The organism is Burkholderia seminalis DSM 23518 (assembly GCF_902832885.1).
GTDB classification, from domain to species: Bacteria; Pseudomonadota; Gammaproteobacteria; order Burkholderiales; family Burkholderiaceae; genus Burkholderia; species Burkholderia seminalis.
The window spans coordinates 452331-468769 of record NZ_CADFDK010000004.1 but is presented as its reverse complement, the minus strand read 5'-3'; the positions used below and the strand labels follow the sequence as shown (position 1 = coordinate 468769).

Sequence of the window (16439 nt, the reverse complement as noted above, 5' to 3'; positions counted from 1 at the left end):
GATGAACGCCCATCGGGCCCAACGGTTTTCACCCAGTCAGGAGCATCACGATGAAAAAGAAGACGCTGTTCGCATCCTGCGCGCTGCTCGCGCTCGCCGTTCCGTTCGCCGCACAGGCGGCTGGCTGCGGGAAGCCGCGCAGCGCGTTCGACCAGGTGTACTGCACCAGCACGCAGTTCTCGCAATCCGATCGCGATCTCAACGACGAGTACGGTCGCCTGCGCAAGCAACTGAGCGGCGACCAGCAGGCCGCGCTGAAGGCCGGCCAGCTCGCGTGGCTGAAGCAGCGCGATGCACAGTGCAGCGAAACGCGCAACAACAGCTACCTCGTGGATATCCAGTGCGCGAACGACATGACGCAGTCGCGGCTGTCGTTCCTGCGCGAGCGTGAGCGCGAATGCTCGAGCACGGGGTGCGTGACGTCGAAGCTCGGCGAGTAAGCTCTTCGGACGCGGTGTGCCGCCGTGCAGGTCGCGGCACGCCGCCTTCGAAAGACACGACGATGCGGCATGAATTCTCCGAAGTCCTCAACGACCTGATCGACTGTTTCCTCGTCGGCGATCTTCTGCTGCTGAAGCGCTACAAGGAAACACATCGGCTGCCGGACGACGTCGCGCTCGCGTTCACGACCGGCGACAGCGGCGACAACGCCGTGCTCGAAGGCGTCGTCATTCCGCTGGCCGGTATCGAGAACCATCCGTATACGGTCATCTTCACGCTGGACGACGACACGCCCGAACTGCTGAAGGCGGGAAGCCGTCTGCAGCATCGGCGCGGCGGATACGTGCTACGCGTCGAACACCGTTCGGTGATGCTTTACACGTGGCGCATTCTCGAACGCTTCAACGACGAATCGGTGAACGCGCTGCTGGCGCGTTATCGCGAACCGGGCCGGCCCGTGATCGACCTCGACAACGGCTGGTACGACGTCGAAGTCCTCGGTGGCGAAGTGCCGCGCAACGGCTGGTTCGAACCCGCGTTCGAGTTCGTGCTGAAGAAAACCGACACGCCGAGCGACGCGTCACACGTGGATCTCGGCTACAGTTTCGCCATCGACAGCAGCCTGGATCCGGCGGAATGAATTCCGTGCAGGGCAACGCTGCGCACGGCACACGATCAGGCGAGGTACGCATGGCACCGAACACGACGACGATCGACATCCGCGCCGCCACCGCCGCCGATGCGCCCGCCATTGCCGGCATCCACGTCGCATCCTGGCAAGCGACCTACACGGACATCATGCCGGCTCCGTTCCTCGCCGGCCTGTCGATCGAAAAGCGCACGGCCGGGTGGCGTTATGCACTCGACGCAGGACGGCCGTGCGTCGCGCTTGCGCTCTCGGGAAACGCGTTGACGGGCTGGATCGCCTACGGTCCGACCCGCGACACCGACAAGGATCGCGCGTGGGGCGAAATCGAAGCGATCTATCTGAATCCGTCGCATTGCGGGCAAGGCATCGGCGCGGCGCTGGTCGATCATGCGTGCCGGTCGCTGCATGATGCCGGCCATGCCTGGGTGTCGCTGTGGGTACTGATCAAGAACCTTCGGGCCAGGGCATTCTACGAACGCGAAGGCTTCGTCGCCGAAGACGACATCAAGACGTTCGAGATCGACGGGACGCCGATCGAGGAGGTGCGCTACTGGCGCGCGCTTCCCTGACCGGCTCTAGCCGCCGGCACGGCCGTCAAAGAAACCACCGATACTCCCGCGCGCCGATTTCATTGCGAAAATCCAGCTCTTCCTGCCGCTTGTTTTCGCAATACACCATCACGAACTCGCTGCCGAGCCCTTCGCGTACGGCCGGATGATCCTGCATCGCGGCGACGGCCGACAGCATCTCCTTCGGGAAATCGATCCCGCTGCCGCGATCCTCGTTGAGCGGCGCGATCGGATCGATCCGCGCGTCGAGCCCGTGTTCCATCCCTGACAGGATCGCCGCGAGCACCAGATACGGATTCGCATCCGCGCTCGCGAGCCGGTGTTCGATCCGCAGGTTGCGGGCATCCGACTCCGGAATCCGGATGCATGCATCGCGATCCTCGAAGCCCCAGCTTGCGCGGCTCGCCGCATTCACCATCGACCCGTAGCGCCGGAACGCGTTGTGATTCGGCGCGAACACGGGCATGCAGTGCGGCAGCAGCGCGAGGCAGCCGGCCACCGCATGCCGCAACGGCCGCTGCCCGTCCGCCGCGAGCAGGTTGCGCCCCGCGTCGTCGTACAGGCTCACGTGCACGTGCATCCCGCTGCCCGGCGCATGCAGGTACGGCTTGCCCATGAAGCTCGCGCGATAGCCGTGCTGCAACGCGACGCCGCGCGTGCTGCGGCAGAACAGCGCCGACCAGTCGGCCGCGCGCAGCGCGTCGTCGGTGTGGCCGAAATTGATCTCGAACTGGCCGGGCCCGAGCTCGGCGGTGATCACCGTCGCGTCGACACCCTGCTCGCGCGCGGCATCGACCATCTCGTGCAGCACGTCGGAAAAGCGCGACAGGCGCTCGATATGCATGTTCGGCTGATCGTCGCGGTCGTCGCTCAACCGGTCGCGCGGATACTGCGGCATCCCTTCCGCCAGCTGCGCGGCGAACAGGTAGAACTCGAGCTCGAACGCGACGACAGGCCGGATGCCGCGCGCCGCGAACCGCCGCAGCACGCGCGCAAGCACCTCGCGCGGCTCGAACTCGATCGGCGCATCGGTGCCGTCGGAACTGATCAGCATCTGCGCGAGCGGCTGCCGCTCCCAGCGCACCGGCTTCAGCGTGCCGGGAATCAAGCGGCGCGGCGCGTCGGGATCGCCGTCGTTGAAGCAGTAGTCGCCGATCTTGTAGAGGCCGCCCTGCGTGCCGAGCAGCACGCAGTTCTGCGGCAGCTTAAGCAGCGAACCGGCCGCGACCTTTTCGAGCGCATCGATCGGGTAACGCTTGCCGTAGAAGTGTCCCGGCAAATCGAGGCAGATCAGGTCGACATAACGGATCTCGGGGTGCGCCTGCCGGAACGCGCGGACTTCATCGACCAGCGCGGGAACGACGTCAGCCATGTCTCATCCTTTCCATGTCCTGGTATGGCGGCGCCGCAACGCGGCGAACCGGATTCGCGCGGCACGCGTGACCCTGCATGCCGCATTTCAATCAGTACTGCAAACAGGCCGAGTAGCGCGGCGGCCCGTGACACCGCATGCCCCGCCGGCCACTCAGGTGAATACCCAGATCACGCGCGTCGGCACGTCGGTCAGGTTGGCGTAACGGAAGCGCTTGTGCGCGGGCAACTGGAATGCGTCGTTCGGGCCGAGCGTGACCGGCGTGTCGTCGCCGTCGATCCAGATCGTCAGCTCTCCTTCCAGCACGAAACCGCCCTGCTCGTCGCTGTCGTCGACCGGCCGCTCGCCGCTGCTCGCGCCCGGCGCGAGATGACTCTCGAGGATCGAGAAGCGCGAGCGCATGTTCGGCGACACGAGAATGTCGGTGATGCCGGCCGCGTAATACACGGTGCGCCGTTCGTCGGGCCGCGTGACCCATGGCACGCTGCGCGGCTTGCTCAGGCTGTAGAAGTACGTGGTCGGCACGCCGAGCGCCTCGCCGATCGCGGTGAGATCCGCGACCGTCGGGCGCGACAGCCCGCGCTCGACCTGCGACAGAAAGCCGACCGAGCGGCCGATCCGTTCAGCCAGATCGTTGAGCGTGACCTTGCGGTGCTTGCGCAGGTCGCGGATCAGGATCGCCAGACTTTCTATCTCTTCCTGTTCGTTCATGACGGGTTCCGGTGGGTCAGACGGTATCGCGCAAACGGTACCAGGCCTTGCCGATCGCTTCCAGCGGTGCGGCGAGCCGGTCGCCGCCGGGAAAACGCGGGTTGCGGATGCGCTGGTACTGCGCGAGCAGGCGTTCGTCGCCGAGCACGGCGTCGGCCACCGCGCGCGCGCCGGCCAGCGTCGGCAGCACGCCGTGCCCCGAGAAGCCCTGCAGCCAGAAACGCTGCCCGTGTCGGCCGATGTCAGGCGTGCGGCGCATGCTGATGTCGATATGGCCGCCCCATGCGTAGTCGAGCGGCACGCCGGCCAGTTGCGGGAACACGCGTTCGAGGTGCGGCCGCGTCGCCGCCGCGATATCGGCCGGAATTCCGCCGAGATACGTACAGCCGCCGCCGAACAGCAACCGGTTGTCGGGGCTCAGGCGGAAGTAGTCGGGCACGAACTGGTTGTCGATCACGCAGCTGTTCTGCGGCAGCAGCGCACGCGCGACGTCGGGCGCGAGCGGCGCGGTCGCGACCTGGTAGGTGCCGACCGGCAGCAGCCGGCGCGCAAGCTCCCGATCGAGGCGGTCGACGTAGGCGTTGCACGCGAGCACGAGTACGTCGGCGCGCACTTCGCCGCGTAACGTGCGCGCGACGTGGCCGCCGGCCGTCTCGCGGCAGTCGAGCACGCGGCTCTGCTCGAAGATACGACCGCCCGCGCGCTCGATCGTCTGTGCGAGGCCGAGCGCGAGCTTCAGCGGATTCAGGTGGCCGGCCTCCGGATCGTGGAGCGCGGCGAGATAACGCTTGCCGCCGATCCATTCGGGCAGCTCGTCACGGCCGATCACCCGCAGCCGGTCGTAGCCCCAGCGCTCGGCCGCCTCGTCGCGCGCCTGCGCGAGCATCGCGACGCGACGCGGCCGTACGGCCGCCCACAGGCTGCCCGGCCGGTAGTCGATGTCGAAACCGTGCCGCGCCGGCAGTTCGCGCACCTCGGCCGCCGCCCAGCGCATGCTGTCCCACAGCAGGCGAGCGCCGTCGCGGCCGAGCGAATCCTCGAGCGGCTGCATGTCGCACGACCAGCCGAGCAGCGCCTGCCCGCCGTTGCGCCCCGACGCCGCCCACGCGACGCGGCTCGCTTCGAGTACGGCCACGCGCTTGCCGGCCAGCGCCAGGCGCAACGCCGTATGCAGCCCGCTGAAGCCCGCGCCGACGACGAGCACGTCGGCATCGATGCGTTCGTCCAGTGCGGGACGATGCGGGATCGACGCCGGGTAGGTGCCGGCGTAGTAGCTTGCGACGTGACGGTCGGACTGCACGAACATGCGCGCTCCCGTGAAAATTACGCCGAGAAATTTCATGAAAAATTAGCACGGCAATTTCACGGAAGCAAGCGGGCGGAAACCCGGTCGGATGAACCGGCATGGCTGTCGAGATGCATCCAACTTGGAATTTTTTTCGTTCAAATCGGAACTTGCAAGGACCCACGCCGGCTGCGAACGCCCGCGAATGTTCCTCAATAAAACAATAGCTTGAAGAGGTCGCCACACGCCCTCGGCGCTACAGCGTGATCGACCACCGACCGATGCACCGGCTGCTGCGCGCTGAAGTCGCGTATGGGCGACTGTTGACTGCATCAAGCCGGCGTTTCCTTACTCCACCGCCCGCTCCTGCAATGCAGCGGTACACACCTGACTAGGAGTGCACGCGTACAGAACTTGGAATTCCCTATGGCTACCACAGACTTTTCGGCGCCATGTTAATTATGTCAAATTAATCTGACACGCGGACCTTTCATTTGATGCCAGGTTGACGATCACGCATCCGGCACTTTGTCGCGTTTATAAGACAAAGACACCGTGTCAGGGGCCTTCTTAGGCCGCTCAGGTTGCGAACACCGGCGTGTTCGCTCCAAAGCACCCACTCGACTGAAATCGGTTTCAACGAGAATTTAATTTCGATGGCCGCGCTTTTTACTATCTCTAAATTTAATATTTAGCTTCTGTCGCGCGAAATAATCTCACCTATATCACCAATAAAAAATTCACAATGAATTCATTCGTGAAAATATTCTAAAAATACCTTCACTTTGCTTCGTATGAGAAATGCAGAATTCGAACTCCACGCAGGTGATTCCGAGCGTCAAATGCGGAATGCATCCGCAATCTTTCGTTAATATAACTGAAATTCTTGGCGATCGCAAGATCCCACATAGTGCGATGGGGATTGATGTAATCCGCCTGTACAGGCGAATCGCGGCGGGGACACGTGAAATAATCGACCGACAAAAAAACCATGAATGATTCCAACCTGGACAGGCGGGCGGCGTTACGTAATTTAATTGAGTCGAAATGCATATTTCGCGCACCAAAATACAAGCTTGTATCGTCAAGCGGAAAGTCCCTTAAATGGCTGATCGATTTGCGACCACTCCTTCTTTCTTCGGAAGGACTCGATACGCTTGCGGATTTATTCTGGAATCGCTATGCGGATCAACTGCCGTTTCAGGTCGGCGGCATGGAAATGGCCGCCGTCCCGCTCGTGGCTGCGATTCTTATGGCCGGCGCACGCAAAGGGCACCATCTCGGCGGCTTCATCATTCACAAAGAGCGTAAGCGTTATGGCCGGATGAACGCGATCGAAGGCGAGGTTTCGGATGCACCTATTCTGCTCGTGGATGATATTTTCAACAGCGGCGCGAGCATTGAACAATCACGCGTTGTATTAGCGGAAATTGATCGCCCCATCTGGAAAGTGTGGAGCGTGATCGACTACCAGTCCAATACGGGTGAGGACTGGCAAAAGCGACATGGCGTTACAGTAGAGTCCGCATACGTTCTAGGTGATTTCGGCCTGAAACTGTCGGTTCCGACGAGCCATTCGACGCAGCTTTCGTTCCTCGTGCGCTGGCTCAGCAAAGCGACCTCCGCGAATCACCACTATGTCGTACCGAAATCCGCACCGCGCGCGCAAGGCGGCTTGATCTATTTCGGAACCGACAGCGGCGAAATGCGCTGCATCGATGGCGCAAGCGGCGAAACGCGCTGGAGTTTCAAGATCGAGGCGGCGCGCTCAAAAGGGATTTGGTCTACGCCGTACGTGACGCCCGGACGCGTTTTCTTCGGCGGCTACGACGGTAACCTGTACGCGTTGTGCGCCCAAAGCGGCCGGGAAATCTGGCGATACGTCGAACCCGATTGGATTGGCTCTTCACCGGCCTACGCATCCGACCTGAATCTGGTCTTTATCGGCGTTGAATACGCCAGTCCAACGCGAGGCGGCGGCATAGCCGCGATCGATGCTGAAACCGGTCACAAGGTCTGGGAATGCCCGGTCCGTTGCTACGTCCACGGCTCCCCGCTCTATGCCGCTGATGATTCGCTTGTGCTCTGCGGCACGAACGACGGTGCTCTGCTGGCGCTCGACGCACGTACCGGCGCACTCCGTTGGCAATTTCAGACGAACGGCGCGGTCAAGCATGCGCCCGCACTCGATCCCGATCGCCGGCAAGTCGTGTTCGGATCGTTCGACGGCGGCATTCGCGGCGTAAGCCTCGATAGCGGCGAACTGAAGTTCTGCATCCAGACCGGCAACGCCGTCTACACAACACCGCTGATCGACGGCGCTCGCGCCTACTGCGGCTCTACGGACAAGTACCTGTACGTGATCGATTTGGCGACCGGCGAAGGCATCGCGAAGATCGGCGCGCACTCCAAGATTTTTTCGTCTCCTGCCCGCATCGGCCCATGGATTTGGTTCGGAAGCACGAACGGGCGCGTACGTGCAATCGATCCTCAAACGTTTGCGCTCGCTGGTGTGTTTCAGCTTCCTGATGCCGTGACAACCGCCGTCGAATATGACGCGGTTAATCAGATGCTCACGGTTGCGACGACGGCCAATCGCCTGTACGGCGTGTCCGTGACGCCGCCAGTCGTGCGCGAACCAGCACAAGACGGGCAGTCGACGGTCGACGTGACCGCATTACAGCTTGCGCGGCGTGCTGTCGATGCAATTGCGAATCGTACCGCTCTGCCTGATCCGCTAGGATACAAATTGACCGGCGCTCTCCCGCAAGGTGGTGTCTTCGTGAGCCTGCGAAATCGCGCGACTTTGCAGCGCATCGGGCGCGGCGGTCAATGGACGTTCGACTCAAGCGACCTATCACCGGAATTGTCGGTCATCGTGGCGGTGACGAAGGCGTGCGCGAACCTGGCCGTCGATTCGCTTCGCGATACCGCCATTGGCGTAAGTCTGTTCGGACCGCTTGAGCAAGTCGCAGTCGATCAGTTGGATCACGAGAAATTCGGAATACTCGTGCGCGCAACGGCAGGCGGCAAGCTCGGCGGTGGGCTGCCGAACTCCCCTGAATACTGCAACGAACACGGCCAGTATCTGCACGCGCTGCGCAACGCCAAACTGACGCCCAGTGAAGGGCACACGCTTTACCGTCATACCGTTAAACGACAGACCGATGACATGTCGTGGCCGGCCTATGGCGTTCCGCTTCCATACGACGCGACGACACTGACGCGCTTCGTGTCGTGGTTGCTCGATCCGCGAAAGCAGGATGAGCTGGAAGATTCGCTCTCGGGCGTGGTAGATCGACTTTCCGCTCTGGCCGTCACTCGGTACATGGATGCAGCGTTCACAACGCAGCTTGTGCCGGCACCCAAGATGGCGAATTTGCGTGATCTGCAACAGTCCCTGCCGGACCAAGGTGCCGGTGCATCGCACATGTTCCTGTCACTGATATTCAGAGGCCGTCCTGTTGATCGCTCGCGCTGTCGCGGTCACTTCCGCATGGATCGGGATGCACTGATATGCCGAAATGGCAATCAGACGCAAGCTTTCTTGCCTGTATCGACATTGCATCAATGGACGGACGAAGAGTCGTTCATCGCGGCGCTGCCGGATATTCCGGCCTCAACCTGGGAAGTCGCTCCTTGCCTGACGTGGGCGATAGCAGACGACGCAAATCCCCTTCCAGTGCGCGGCGCATTCATCGAGCAGGCGCACACGCAACCGCCGTCGCAAGTGCTGCAACGCTCGGAATCCTGACGCACAACCTTTTCGCGTCAGCTGTTTCGACAACCGATTGTGAATCAATGGCTGCGCGGGTGCCATTGTGGATGTAGACGTCAAACCCGCATACTTCAGGAGTGAATCACATGCAAACGATTGACGATCTGGATTTGCTGCGCTACGTGGCTGGTGGTGATGGTGATGGCGGCGGTGACGGCGATGGTGATGGTGGCGGATACGGCGATGGCGATGGCGACGGGGATGGTGACGGCGACGGTGATTCCGCAGCCGATTCGGCAGTAGGCAGCGACGCGACGTCGTTGGCCGACGCAGGCTTCAACTCCAATGCCAACGATGCCATCGGGCAGGCTGAAAACAACGGTCAACTCGCGGAAGCCACGAAGGGCTTGCAGGACGAATCAATGTCCACGTGGGGCGGTGCGGCCGTTGCCGGATATGACGCCGCGCAACAGGGTCTGTCGTTAGGTCAGGCTGAAACTGCCAACCTCGGCTCCTTCCAATCTTCTCCGATCGGTTTCGCCGCAGGATACGCGGTTGGCGCTGCCGCTCACGGGCTCGGTATCGGCGGCGGCGGTCACAACCACTAAGCAACGCTCTGGTGTACAGGCTATGAACCAAGCCTGATCGATGAATGACGGCGCGCTACTGGTCCCGCGACTGGACGCCTTATCTTCATCGGTATAGCACCACACAGCGCACCGAAAATTGCGTCGCCAAAAGCAAGCAACCGTTGTTTCACTCGATCATAATTCCATGAAAACTGAAGACAATATAGCGCGTGCGTTTATTGATCTTGCCAAGCTTGGCCGAACTGATTGGCGAGCAACAGCATCGACGATCCTTCTTAGCGCGATCGTCAGTATCATCGGCACGCTTGGAGTCCTGATGTTTTCAGGATGGACGCTGTATTTCAAGAATTTTGATGCCGCTCGGGCAGCTATCTCGCTGTACACCAATACAGCCAGCACCACGGGCATCATAGGCTTCTGGCTTGCATGCAAGATCGTCTTGCGACGCCCGTACCTTTCCCTGATTTCCGTCGATCTGCGTTTCCGACTTCGGCGTTGCCTGTTCGGCGCGGTCCTTTATCTTCCTGCCTTCGTGATAGCAGCCTTAGTCATGTCCATCTATACGTCGATTCGAATTGGCGCATGGACGCTTCCGTTCGGGCATCTTCAACCGCTGCAGGACATTCTAAGTTTTGGTCGGATTTTAGGGATGCTTGGCGCGTGGCTCGGCATTCTCGTTCTCGCGTTCGCCGAGGAATTGTTTTTCCGTGGGTGGTTGACGCAAACGCTCGGGCAATATGTGCGTTCCCCGCTCATCGTCGTCGCAATCGTTGCCGCCCTCTTCGCGATCTACCACACACATTACGACTGGCCCATCAAAACGACACTGTTCTTTTGCTCGCTTGGGTTTTCTGCATTGAGTTTACGCGATCGACGACTGGAACTGTCGATCGGGGCGCATACGATGATGAACATCTGCGCAATGATGCTGCCGATCCTGTTCTCCCACGCGCAGCAACATGCGCAAATTTCAACGTCCGGATTCGTAAACAATCCAGTCCTGATAGCTGACGCGGTTGTCTTTGCCATGCTCAAAGGTGTCCTGCCTTTCGCTTTGATGTACTGGTTTTTGAAGAAGACGAACGGCTGGTTTGTATCTAAAGAAGCCGCAAGCGCCATCGATGCTCAGCGCGTGTGATCATCCGCTGACAACAAGATAAGCATGAGCGAGACATCGACCGTCCCCAACGCAGAGCAGCCGGAAGAGAAACAGCCACGGCAAAGTAACCGTGCATTGCTATTCCGCCCCGCTGCGCTCGAATTTCGTCAGCATCAATGGCTCGGTGAGGTTGTGCTGACGGGTTCGGCACGCAGCCTCACGACCAGCATCGTGTTCTTCGCAATCGCGACCGCCGTCGTGTTGTTCATGATCTTCGGCGAGTACACGCGAAAGGAGGAAGTACAAGGCCGGGTCATGATCGACAACGGCGCGGCGGAGATATTCGCGCCAACGGTCGGCACGGTTATCCGCGTGCTCGTCAACGAAGGAGACGTGGTTAATGTCGGCCGGCCTTTGGTCGTCGTGTCAACAGAGCGCACTATCGCTGGCGGCAACTCGCGGCAGCAGATCGGTGTTGAACTGAATGCGCGGCGTTCCAGCCTGGAAGGCGACTCGCGGCATATACAAAGCATCGTCGAACAGAACATTGCGATGCTCAAGGCGAAGGCCATCGAACTGAGCGCGGGTATTCGGCATCTGGAGACGGAAATCACGACCCTTGAGGCGCGATCAAAGCTGGCAGAAATCGACAGTGCGCGGTTCGAACAATTGCGGCGTGACGATGTGGTGTCCCAATCCGAATTCGAGCAGCATGAGCAAAGCATGCTGATGAGTCAGGCGCAACTCGAAGACCTGCGAAAGCAACGTACGGCCTCTCAAGTGGAACTCGCGCAGGTTAAGGCTGATCTTCGAAATGCACCGCTTGATGAACAAAACCAACTGGACTCGATCCGTCGGCAAATGCTACAGGTGGACGGCGAAATCGCCGACAACGAATCCAACCGAGAGATCACGATACCGGCGCAAATCGCAGGCACCGTAACGGCTCTGCTCACTCGTCCCGGCCAGTCGGTCAACGGATCAACACCTTTGATGTCGCTACTGCCGCAAGGCGGGAGCCTCGACGTGAAACTGTTTGCGCCGAGCAAGGCAGTCGGTTTCGTCAAGATCGGCGCGCCCGTCGAATTGCGATACGAAGCGTTCCCGTATCAGAAATTTGGGGCCTACGCGGGCAAGGTCACGCAGATCGCTCGCACCGCCTTGAGCCCGTCGCAATTGCAGACCGCAACCGAAACAGGTGATGCCGACAGGTCCGAGAACCTGTATCAGATTACGGTTGCGCTCGATTCACAGACCATCAACGCCTACGGCGAGTCGATTCCCTTGCAGGACGGGATGCGCGTCGACGCAGACGTAGTGCTCGATACGCGCAAGCTGTACGAATGGGTACTGGAACCGCTGTACACGCTAACCCGCCGCTCACCCTGACCGCAGTTCACGCTTTACCCTAACCAGAGCAACCATGAACCGCCAACTTCAATTCGGATTTCGGCGTAGTGTTGACGTGCATTTGCAAACCGAAGCAACGGAATGCGGACTTGCCTGCATCAGCATGATCGCAACGTTTCATGGCTACGACACCGATCTGCCAACGTTGCGGCGACGCTTTTCGCCATCACTCAAGGGGCTGACGCTGCTCGATCTTGTCAAGATCGGCGCATCCCTCGATCTTGCCGGGCGCGCGGTTCGACTGGAGCCGGAAGAGCTTCACCTGCTGCGGCTGCCGTGCATTCTGCATTGGGATTTTCGGCATTTTGTCGTCCTCGAACGAGTTGGCCGCGATCATGTGATGTTGGTTGACCCCGCGCTCGGCGCGCGGCGCATGCCGCTCAAGGAATTGTCGCTGCATTTCAGCGGCATGGCATTGGAACTCTTGCCGACGCCGGCCTTTCAGCCTCGCCGGGACAAGCAGGAAATCGGTCTGCGTTCCCTGATGGGTCGTGCAAGTGGTGTCGGGCGCGGGCTGCTCAGAATCTTCCTGCTCGCCCTTGCGCTTGAAGTCTTCACCATCGTTGCACCTTTCTATCCCGAGTGGGTCACGGACCAAGCCATTACGACCGGCGATCGACACCTACTTCTGATTTTGGCGCTGGGTTTCGGGTTGGTGCTGGTGATCCATATCGCGACAGAGGCAATGCGATCGTGGGCTGTCACGACGTTCAGCACGCTCGTGAATGTGCAATGGTTGGCGAACGTGTTCAGACATCTGCTGAATCTGCCGCTCGACTATTTCGGCAAACGTCACATCGGCGATATCGTTTCCCGCTTCGATAGCGTCAACACGATCCAGCAAGCGCTGACGGTCGGCTTCGTTGAATCCGTGCTCGATGGTCTCATGTCGATCGGCACCATCATTATCATGATCGTCTACAACGCCCGGCTATCGCTTATCAGTGTGGTTGCCGTGGTGCTCTACGCGATCTTGCGCGCCTGTATTTATGGCGCACTGCGCATGTCGAACCAGAAGCAGATTGTTTTCGCCGCACGAGGCAAAAGTCTGCTCATGGAATCAGTCCGAGGCATTCAGAGCGTGCGCCTGTTTGGTAAGGCGGAGGACCGGCTAGCCCGCTGGCTGAATGTGATCGTAAGCGAGAAGAACGCCGACCTGCGAACGCGACGGCTTCAACTGATCGCCACCACAAGCAATCATTTCATCTTCGGGCTCGAAGCGATTCTCGTAACCTACTTCGGCGCGCTTGCCGTCATTGACCGGTCGCTCTCGCTCGGGATGCTGTTCGCCTTCCTGTCCTATCGTGGGCAGTTCACCGCACGCTTTACTGCGTTGATCGACAAAGTTTACGAGCTGCGAATTCTCAAACTTCACGCGGCGCGACTGGCGGATATCGTGCTCACGAAACGGGAGCCGGATGAAGTGATGCGAGCGCCGGACGTGGATGAATTTGTGCCGACGCTCGAAGTCAAGAAATTGTCATACAGCTATTCGAAGAACGGACCGAAGATCATCGACAACCTCGATCTGCGTGTTGAGGCCGGCGAAGCTGTTGCAATTGTCGGGCCATCTGGCCAAGGCAAAACCACGTTGCTGAAACTGCTCGCAGGCTTGTTGGCACCGTATTCGGGGGAAATTATCGCGGGCGGAATACCGATTCGGCAAATGGGGCTTGCGAACTATCGTTCCCTGATCGGCGTCGTGATGCAAGAGGATCGACTGTTCGCCGGATCGATTGCCGAGAACATCAGTTTCTTCGATCCAACGCCCGACTTCGCGTGGATCACGGAATGCGCGGAAATGGCTTCCGTCAATGCTGATATTCGTGCGATGCCCATGGGCTACTACACCTATATCGGAGACATGGGGTCTGCCCTGTCCGCAGGTCAGCGGCAACGCGTGATGCTCGCACGCGCCCTTTACCGCCGTCCGAAACTGCTCCTGCTCGATGAGGCGACGAGCCATCTTGACGTGAACAACGAGCGCGCCGTGAACGCGGCGATGCGCAAGCTGAACATCACGCGGATCATTGTCGCGCACCGTCCTGAAACCATCGCAACAGCTGATCGCGTCATCGAACTTGGGCAGGTTCGGGAAACAGCATGAGAAAGAAGAATGTCGCGCTTCAGACGCTTTCATACCGTTGTGCGCTCGTTGTTGCCTGCCTCGCGGTCGCCATGCTCGTCGTTCCGCTGACGCATGCGCAACTCGATCCTTTTTCGACGCGAAGAGGACTGGAAGACGTGTCGCCCTATTTGAACCGGATGGCACGCGCTACAGGCGCCTGTAGCGACGCGAGCCTTCATTCGCCTGTTTCCCTGTATGACGCAGTCAGCCGCGCTCTGTGCAGCGATCCGACCGTGCGCGAGAGCTGGGCGAACATGGTCTTGAACGCGGCTCAGGTGGGTGTCGCAAAATCTGCGTGGTTGCCGACGCTAGACGCCAGTGGCACACGTTCGCGTACAGTTGAAACCGAAACCCTATCTGGTCCGACACTGCCTGATGCGATGGGCCGCGCATCGGATCGTTATGACGAGTTGCGGCTCTCGTGGGTGCTCTTCGATTTCGGAAGGCGTGACGCGAATCTGGCCTACTATAACGGTCTTCTTGAGCTTTCCAAGGCGAGCCATACCGAAGCACTGCAATCTGTGTTCGAACAGGCCGCAGCGGCGTTTTACTCAGTCTGGACTGCACAAAGCACACTTGATGCTGCGGGCAACGCCGAGGCGAATGCCGAACGAAGCTTTCAGATTGCCCGGCATAAACACCTTGCAGGCGCCGGTACACTGAACGATGAATTGCAGGCAAAGGCCGCGTGGCAGGAAGCAATTTACACACGCGTGAACGCGACAGGTGCGCTCAAGGCAGCGCAGGGCACCTTGTGTCTACGCATGGGAATTCCCGTCGAAACCTCCATTGAAGTCGATGTGAGCGCGGGCGCTCAACCGGACGTGAATTTCACGTCTTCGATTGCTGATCTGCTGGCGCTCGCAAAAGCTGTCAACCCGAAGGTACGCGAGGCGCAAGCCCTGATCGAAGCTGACGACGCGAACGCGAAACTTGCACACAGGGAGGAACTGCCCACGATTTCCTTGTCCGGCTCGTTGAGCAACGACAAGTCATTAGGCGCATTTCCACGCGACACGCGCACGTACAGCAAATATGTGGGAATTCAGATCAGCATCCCGATCTTTTCAGGGTTTGGTCAGCAGTATCACCGTCAGGCATCGGAAGCTCAAGTTGATATCGACCGCGCAAGCCTGCACAAAGCCGAACTGGAAGTCGCGTCGGCAGTATGGCGCAACTATCAGGACGTGATAACGAAGACGGCCAATCTACAGGTCGCCTCTTCGACGCAGGAAAGCGCGCAGGAAGCGTACGACGTGGCGAGCAAACGCTACAGTGCCGGCGTCGGTCCCCTGCTCGATGTTCTGAACGCCCAAACTACCCTCGCAACGGCGCGACGTCAGGTCGTGCAATCTCAGGCCGATTGGCGTGTGTCGAGGCTAGTGCTGGCATTTTCGATTGGGACGCTCGACGGCGAGCGTTGGACGCCGCACGCTGAAGCGCCATGAAGATATTCGTCGTCAACAACGCTACGACGGAGATTTTTCTTGCCTTCTCTGCGACTTCTTATCCGGGCCTTGCCTGTGCCAATCACTGCATCAACGTCATCCGTTGCCGGACCGATGACCAAGACGGCCACGATGCCTGAACGTCAGCTTGTCGATACGCCAGTACCGGTCGTGCAACCGGGGCGCTTGGTCGGCGCAGGCGATCAAGCGACGCAGTCGACGCGGCTTGACGCCTCCTCCAGCATCGGATGCTCGACGCACGGCGCATCGAAGGCGGAAAGACGGACGTCGGCCGGACCGCCGCCCTCGCCGCTCATACGCGGTCGATCACCCGGCACGATCGGCACGCACCGGGAAACCGACGCTCAGTCGTAGTGCTTGTTGCGCTTCTTCTTGTGCTTGTTGCCGTGGTAGTGGTCGTTGGAACGGGCGTTGTTGCGCGACACGTGGCCGCCCAGCGCCGCGCCCGCGCCGCCGCCCACGGCTGCGCCGACGAGACCGCCCGCCGTACCGCCCATCGCATTGCCCGCTGCGGCGCCCGCACCGCCGCCCAGTGCGCCGCCGACGACCGCGCCCGTGCGCTCGCGCTTGTTCGACGTGACCGCACCGCCCGCGCCGCCGCCTACCGCGCCGCCGATGACCGTGCCCGTGCTGCCGCCGATCGCATTGCCGACCGCCGCGCCCGCGACGCCGCCCAGCGCACCGCCCAGTGCGTTATTCGTATCGCCTGCCACGGCAGGCAACGACACCATCGCCGTCACGCCGGCCACCACTGCCATCACACCCAGTTTCTTCAGCATCTGTCCGCCCTTCTGATTTTCGAGATATCGACGGGAATTTAGCACCATTCCGTTAAGCCTATCGTAATGAAGCGTTAAATCGGGCGTGTTCCCGGCTCGAACGCCACGCGCACGGCTGCGCCTGCGCACCCGGACCGCGCTCGCGCCACGAGGCGGCGAAGCACCGAAGAACGCGATCCTGCATTACCATCGGGCGTCCACCGCGCCTGCCCGTATCCG

13 protein-coding genes are annotated in these 16439 nt (G+C 60.6%); 9 read left to right on the top strand and 4 right to left on the bottom strand.

Annotated features, from left to right (window positions below; all coding sequences use genetic code 11):
- Positions 1-50 precede the first annotated feature (50 nt).
- From HWX00_RS16255 to HWX00_RS16245, 3 genes are all read left to right on the top strand, one after another.
- Entirely contained in the window at positions 51-440 is a 390-nt protein-coding gene (locus HWX00_RS16255; RefSeq protein ID WP_034189366.1) for a lysozyme inhibitor LprI family protein, read from the top strand.
- Between the two features lie 62 nt (positions 441-502).
- Positions 503-1081, top strand: a complete 579-nt coding sequence (locus HWX00_RS16250) for a hypothetical protein (protein ID WP_175028633.1) — start codon at positions 503-505, stop codon at positions 1079-1081.
- Between the two features lie 50 nt (positions 1082-1131).
- On the top strand, positions 1132-1659 hold the full coding sequence (locus tag HWX00_RS16245) for a GNAT family N-acetyltransferase (protein WP_034189516.1): 528 nt from the start codon (positions 1132-1134) through the stop codon (positions 1657-1659).
- Between the two features lie 25 nt (positions 1660-1684).
- Here HWX00_RS16245 and HWX00_RS16240 read toward each other — a convergent pair whose 3' ends face one another.
- The 3 genes from HWX00_RS16240 to HWX00_RS16230 all read right to left on the bottom strand — a co-directional run bounded on the left by HWX00_RS16240 (position 1685) and on the right by HWX00_RS16230 (position 5048).
- Positions 1685-3031 carry a glutamine synthetase family protein gene (locus HWX00_RS16240; protein WP_034189365.1) on the bottom strand — a complete coding sequence of 449 codons (1347 nt, stop codon included), beginning with the start codon at positions 3029-3031 and terminating at the stop codon, positions 1685-1687.
- 153 nt (positions 3032-3184) lie between these two features.
- A complete protein-coding gene (locus HWX00_RS16235; RefSeq protein WP_034189364.1) occupies positions 3185-3742 on the bottom strand; it encodes a helix-turn-helix domain-containing protein in 558 nt (185 codons plus the stop codon).
- Between the two features lie 16 nt (positions 3743-3758).
- Complete coding sequence (locus HWX00_RS16230) at positions 3759-5048, bottom strand: NAD(P)/FAD-dependent oxidoreductase (RefSeq protein WP_059556813.1); 1290 nt, start codon at positions 5046-5048, stop codon at positions 3759-3761.
- 970 nt (positions 5049-6018) lie between these two features.
- Here HWX00_RS16230 and HWX00_RS16225 point away from each other — a divergent pair.
- The 6 genes from HWX00_RS16225 (at position 6019) to HWX00_RS16200 (ending at position 15420) form a co-directional block, all read left to right on the top strand.
- The gene (locus HWX00_RS16225) at positions 6019-8781 is read left to right on the top strand and encodes an outer membrane protein assembly factor BamB family protein (RefSeq protein ID WP_175028634.1); all 2763 of its coding nucleotides are present in this window, start codon (positions 6019-6021) and stop codon (positions 8779-8781) included.
- A 110-nt stretch (positions 8782-8891) separates the two neighbouring features.
- Complete coding sequence (locus tag HWX00_RS16220; protein WP_175028635.1) at positions 8892-9353, top strand: hypothetical protein; 462 nt, start codon at positions 8892-8894, stop codon at positions 9351-9353.
- A gap of 166 nt (positions 9354-9519) precedes the next feature.
- A complete protein-coding gene (locus HWX00_RS16215; protein WP_175028636.1) occupies positions 9520-10473 on the top strand; it encodes a CPBP family intramembrane glutamic endopeptidase in 954 nt (317 codons plus the stop codon).
- Positions 10474-10497: 24 nt separating this feature from the next.
- On the top strand, positions 10498-11823 hold the full coding sequence (locus HWX00_RS16210; RefSeq protein ID WP_083286646.1) for an HlyD family secretion protein: 1326 nt from the start codon (positions 10498-10500) through the stop codon (positions 11821-11823).
- A gap of 34 nt (positions 11824-11857) precedes the next feature.
- Positions 11858-13951, top strand: a complete 2094-nt coding sequence (locus HWX00_RS16205) for a peptidase domain-containing ABC transporter (RefSeq protein WP_034189359.1) — start codon at positions 11858-11860, stop codon at positions 13949-13951.
- On the top strand, positions 13948-15420 hold the full coding sequence (locus HWX00_RS16200) for a TolC family protein (protein WP_175028637.1): 1473 nt from the start codon (positions 13948-13950) through the stop codon (positions 15418-15420). Before HWX00_RS16205 ends, HWX00_RS16200 begins: the two co-directional genes overlap by 4 nt.
- 365 nt (positions 15421-15785) lie before the next feature.
- Here the strand turns inward: HWX00_RS16200 and HWX00_RS16195 are convergent, their stop codons facing one another.
- A complete protein-coding gene (locus HWX00_RS16195) occupies positions 15786-16220 on the bottom strand; it encodes a hypothetical protein (RefSeq protein ID WP_034189357.1) in 435 nt (144 codons plus the stop codon).
- Between the last annotated feature and the right edge of the window lie 219 nt (positions 16221-16439).